This window comes from Streptomyces anatolicus (assembly GCF_019400875.1).
In the GTDB taxonomy this organism is placed as follows: domain Bacteria; phylum Actinomycetota; class Actinomycetes; order Streptomycetales; family Streptomycetaceae; genus Streptomyces; species Streptomyces anatolicus.
Genome location: NZ_WMBF01000449.1, coordinates 1 through 5,189, shown reverse-complemented (window position 1 = coordinate 5,189; position 5,189 = coordinate 1). Strand labels below are relative to the sequence as shown.

Genomic DNA, 5,189 nt, shown 5'->3' with positions numbered 1-5,189 from the left:
CGCCCCACCGCGTCCCTACCGGCCCCCGCCTGGCGGCGACGGCTCATCGGGGCGTGGGTCATCCCCGGGGCCTGGGGGGCCGCGGTCGCGTACCCCTTCGCCCTGTACTTCGCCATGCTCGACGGCCGCAGCGGCTTCAGCATGCTCACCGTCGTCCCGCTGATCGTCCTCACCGCGCTGCTCGGCGTGCTGCTGCGGAGCAGGCCGTTGCCCGCCCTCGCGCTGCTGCTCGCCGGGTGGGCCGCCGCGCGCACGCAGATGCAGAACCCGGAGATCGCCTACCTCCAGGTGCTGCTCGGCGACCTCGCCGTCGGCTACATCGCCGCCGTCCACCCCCGCCGCACCTCCGTGCCGGCGGCGGCCCTCGCGTTCGGCGCGCAGCTCGGGACCCATCTGTCCTCCTTCGGGCAGACCCCGGGCCGGGCCGTCCAGCTCACCGCGTTCCTCGCCCTCGCGACGCTCGCCGCCTGGCTCGCGGGTGACTCCGTCCGCGAACGCCGCACCCACGCGGAGGCCCTGAGCGCGCGCGCCGCCGAACAGGCGGTGACCGCCGAACGGCTGCGTATCGCCCGGGAGTTGCACGACATGATCGCGCACAGCATCGGCGTCATCGCCATCCAGGCCGGCGTCGGCAGCCGTGTCATCGACACCCAGCCCGCCGAGGCCCGCAACGCGCTCAGCACCATCGAGGCCACCAGCAGGGAGACCCTCGCCGGACTGCGCAGAACACTGGTCGCGCTGCGGAAACCCGGGCCCGGGCCCGACGGGGAGAGCGGGCCCGCGCCGCTGGAGCCCGCGCCCGGCCTCGCCGACACCGAACGCCTCGTCGCGTCGGCGCGGGACGCCGGGGTCCGCGCCCAACTCCACCGGCGCGGGGAGCCACGGCCCCTGCCCGCCGACATCGACCTGGCCGCGTTCCGCATCCTCCAGGAAGCGCTCACCAACGTCGTACGCCACGCGGGCACCGACGCGTGCCGGGTGACCATCGACTACGGCGATGGTGAGGGCGGTGGCGAAGTCGCCGTCGAGGTCGTCGACGGCGGCGTCGGCAAGCTGCCCGAGGGCGGCGGCTACGGCCTCGTCGGCATGCGCGAACGCGTGGCCCTGCTGCACGGCGACTTCACCGCGGGCCCGCTCGCCGAGGGCGGCTTCCGGGTCGCGGCCCGGCTGCCCACCCCCGCGGGGGACGCCCGATGAGCGCGGGAGCCGTCCGCGTGGTCCTTGCCGACGACCAGCCCCTGGTCCGCGCGGGCCTGCGCGTACTGATGGCCGACACCGCGGAGATCGAGGTCGTGGGGGAGGCGGGCACGGGCGCCGAAGCGGTCCGGCTCGCCAGGGACGTACGCCCCGACGTCGTCGTCATGGACATCCGCATGCCGGGCATGGACGGCATCGAGGCCACCCGTCTGATCAAGCAGAACGACGGCAATGGCACCGGCGCCGACGCCCCGCGCGTCCTCGTCCTGACCACCTTCGACGACGACGAGTACGTCTACGGCGCGCTGCGGGCGGGCGCGAGCGGGTTCCTCGTCAAGGACATGGCCCTGGAGGACATCCTCGCGGCGATCCACGTGGTCGCCGCCGGGGACGGGCTGATCGCGCCGAGCGTGACGCGCCGTCTGATCGCGGAGTTCGCCGCCCGCCCCGAGCCGGTCCCGCCGTCGCGGGCCCGCCCGGTGGCCGGTGTCACCGACCGCGAGCGCGAGGTCCTCGTCCTCGTCGGGCGCGGCCTGTCCAACGGGGAGATCGCTACCGAGCTGTTCATCACCGTGGCCACGGTCAAGGCACATGTGGCGCGGCTGTTCACCAAGCTCGACGCCAGGGACCGGGTCCAGCTGGTCATCCTCGCGTACGAGATGGGGCTGGTGGCGCCGCAGCGGTGAGGGGGCCTCGGGACCGAGCGGCCCTGCCAGCGATCAAGCGACCCTGCCAGTAATCGCTGGAAGTTGTCACGCCGCGCAGCTTCACTCTTCCTCTACCGGCGCGTAATTTGACGTGAGCACGGCATCCTGTCGATCCGGATCACAGGGCGTACAGCCATCGCAACTCCCTTGAGCCGCAAGGAGATCACCCGATGCTGCCCTGGAGACGCGCGCTACGCGCGCTCGCCACCGCCCTCCTCGTCACGGGCGCGGCCACCCTCACCCCCACCGCATCCGCCGCCACCGCATCCGTCGTCACCGCCACCGCCACCGCCACCGAGACCACCACGTCCCGCGGCTGGAACGACTACAGCTGCAAGCCCTCCGCCGCGCACCCCCGCCCGGTCGTCCTCGTGCACGGCACGTTCGGTAACTCCGTCGACAACTGGCTCGTCCTCGCGCCCTACCTGGTCAGGCGCGGCTACTGCGTCTTCTCCCTGGACTACGGGCAGTTGAAGGACGTGCCGTTCTTCCACGGGCTCGGCCCCATCGACAAGTCGGCCGAGCAGCTCGACGCCTTCGTCGACAAGGTGCTCGCCGCGACCGACGCGAAGGAGGCGGACCTCGTCGGCCACTCGCAGGGCGGCATGATGCCCCGCCACTACCTCAAGTTCCTCGGCGGCGCCGACAAGGTGAACGCCCTCATCGGCCTCGCGCCGGACAACCACGGCACCACGCTGCTCGGCCTCACCAAGCTGCTGCCGTACTTCCCCGGCATCGAACACCTGCTCACCACCGCGACGCCGAGCCTCGCCGACCAGGTGGCCGGATCGCCCTTCCTGACCAGGCTCAACAAGGGCGGGGACACCGTGCCCGGGGTGCGCTACACCGTCATCGCCACCAAGTACGACCAGGTGGTCACCCCGTACCGCAGCCAGTTCCTGGACGGCCCCGACGTGCGCAACGTGACCGTCCAGGACCTCTGCGGCATCGACGCCTCGGAGCATGTGGCGGTCGGCGTCGCGGACCGCGTCGCCCACCACGAGGTGGCGAACGCGCTGGATCCGGAGCACGCGACGCCGACCACCTGCCTGTCGTAACAGCGACCTTTCAGCCGCCTCAGCCGCCTCAGCCGCCGCAGTCGCCTCAGCGACCGTGACGTCCGGCCGCGCGGCGGCGGGTCGTGGCGAACATCGCCGCGGCGCCGACGGCGAGGGCGGCGGCGCCGCCGATCGCGATGTACGGCGTGGTGCTGTCGCCGCCGGTCTCGGCGAGGTTGTCGTCAGCGGCGGTGACCGGCTTCTCGGCGCCGCCGTTCACCTCGGGCTCGTTGCCGGCCTGCGCGGCGTCGCTGTCGGCGGCCGGGGCGGCCGGGGCCGCGCCGGTGGCCTCCGCGCCCGTCTTGGCGTCGGCGTCCCCATGGCCGTGGTGCTCGACCGTGGACTTCTCCGCGCCCGCCTCGATCTCCTTGTCGGAGGGCGCGGAGGCGGTCGGGGCGGGGGCAGGCGCGGAACCGGAACCGGAGCCGGAACCGCCCGTGTCCTTGCCGAAGACGACGTCGGAGCAGGTGTAGAACGCCTCGGGGGAATCCGAGCGCTGCCAGATCGAGTAGATGAGGTGGCGGCCCGACTTGGCGGGGATCTTGCCGTCGAAGACGTAGTCGCCGTTCTCCATCTTCGGGTCGGTGACCTTGACGAAGGGCTTCGCCTCCAGGTCCGACCACTTCAGGGGCTTCGCCGGGTCGTACGAGTCCTTGGTGACGTACAGCTCGAAGGAGCCCTTGTGCGGGGCGGTGCCCTTGTAGCGGAAGGTGTGGTTCCCGGCGGCGAGCTTGCTGGCGGGCCAGTCGGCGCGCGGCAGGTCCAGGCCCTTGTACTTGTCGTTGCCCGCGCCGCAGAGCTTGCCGTCGGGGATGATCTGCTTCGACTTGCCTGCCGCGTTGGCGATGTTCACGCCGTTCCAGTCGTAGAAGGCCTGGGCGCCGCTGGCGGCGACGGCGGCCTTGCAGGCGGCCGACTTCGGGGACTCCGGGCCCTCCTGGAAGCAGGCGGAGACCCGGCTGACCGGGTCCGTCATCGAGCCGTGCGCGGCGGCGGGCGTCACGGTCAGGGCGGTCAGCGCGAGCGGGGCGACACCGGCGGCGGCGATCGCGGCGGCCTTGCGACGAGCGGTCATGGGGGTACTCCTCATACGCGGTTCAGGGGGACCCGGGGCGATGGCGAACGGCCGGCACCGCCCCCCGATCTCAGCGGCACCGACGGTTCGTCACCGCCCCGGCGACCAGAAAGCTAGCCCCTGAAAACCGCGAAATCCCCGGCTGGAGGCCGGGGACGGAGATCCTTATGGCCGCGTTAAGGAAGGGCTAACCGGGGGCTCAGGTGGCGGGTCCGGGAGTCCCCGTTTGACCAGTACGTGAGCTACAAACCGGTCCGGCAGGGTCCGTGAGAGTCCAGAAGAGGCCGCCCTGTATGGCTCCCTTCTTGGCTCCCCCCAGGACAACCGTGTTTGACCAGCAGCCGCTCAACGCTGCCTGTACGGACTCAGATTGAGCAGCACCTTGCCGAGCTGGGCGGAAGTGAGGGCCGGCGCGGGCAGCGGGGGCGTGGCCGGACGGGCGCGAAGGCCGTCGAGGAGCAGGGTGAGCGGGCGGAGCCAGGCATCCGGGGTGACCGTGGTGAGCGCGGGAACAGCCCGGCCCAGTGCTGCCAGGGCGAGGAGCAGGTCCTCGGCGGTGAGGTCAGCCCGAATGGTGCCTTGCTCCTGACCGCGCCGGAGCAGCCCGTGGATGGTTGTGCGGTTGTGGGCGTGGATCGCCTCCAGAGAAGCGACGCCTTCCAGATTCGTGGTCATGAGGTCGTTGGTACCGCGGTCTGCGGCCAGACCGGCGAACACTGTTTGTAGGTACTCCGTCAGTCCCGTCCATGCGTCTTCGGCGGTTCGTGCCCGCTCTCCCGCCGCTGTGGTCTCGGTGAGCCCATCCCGGAAGACCTCATCGACAAGCGCGGCACGGGTCGGGAAATGGCGATAGAGGGTGGCGTTGCCCACGCCCGCCCGCCGGGCGATTTCATCGAGCGGGGCATTGAGGCCCTGTTCGGCGAAGACCTCGCGGGCCTTGTCGGTCAGCAGCTTCCGGTTGCGCAGCGCATCACGGCGTCCTACCGGCGGACGGTCGCCCATCATGTCTCCCTCTTCCCGCCCCTCGTACCGGGGAGTGCTCCCCGGTACGGATGCTATCGTCAAACGACCAACCGGGGAGGGCTCCCCGGTTGGTTTCCCGCGGACGGGACGTCCGCGGTCGTTGCGGGAGGGGGGAAGCGTGTCCGACAC

General features: G+C 71.7%; 5 protein-coding genes. 3 read left to right on the top strand and 2 right to left on the bottom strand.

Annotated elements, in window-relative coordinates; all coding sequences use genetic code 11:
• From GKQ77_RS27145 to GKQ77_RS27135, 3 genes are all read left to right on the top strand, one after another.
• Positions 1-1,197: sensor histidine kinase (locus GKQ77_RS27145; RefSeq protein ID WP_258022041.1), on the top strand; the 1,197-nt coding region annotated here is incomplete at its 5' end.
• Positions 1,194-1,883 (top strand): response regulator, encoded by a 690-nt coding sequence (locus tag GKQ77_RS27140; RefSeq protein WP_219691565.1) that lies wholly within the window; start codon positions 1,194-1,196, stop codon positions 1,881-1,883. The genes GKQ77_RS27145 and GKQ77_RS27140, both read left to right, overlap by 4 nt.
• A gap of 191 nt (positions 1,884-2,074) precedes the next feature.
• A complete protein-coding gene (locus GKQ77_RS27135) occupies positions 2,075-2,962 on the top strand; it encodes an esterase/lipase family protein (protein ID WP_219691564.1) in 888 nt (295 codons plus the stop codon).
• A 46-nt stretch (positions 2,963-3,008) separates the two neighbouring features.
• Here the strand turns inward: GKQ77_RS27135 and GKQ77_RS27130 are convergent, their stop codons facing one another.
• Both GKQ77_RS27130 and GKQ77_RS27125 read right to left on the bottom strand, forming a co-directional pair.
• A complete protein-coding gene (locus GKQ77_RS27130) occupies positions 3,009-4,037 on the bottom strand; it encodes a lytic polysaccharide monooxygenase (protein ID WP_219691563.1) in 1,029 nt (342 codons plus the stop codon).
• Positions 4,038-4,382: 345 nt separating this feature from the next.
• Positions 4,383-5,039: a TetR/AcrR family transcriptional regulator gene (locus tag GKQ77_RS27125; RefSeq protein ID WP_219691566.1), complete on the bottom strand. Its 657-nt coding sequence runs from the start codon at positions 5,037-5,039 to the stop codon at positions 4,383-4,385.
• Between the last annotated feature and the right edge of the window lie 150 nt (positions 5,040-5,189).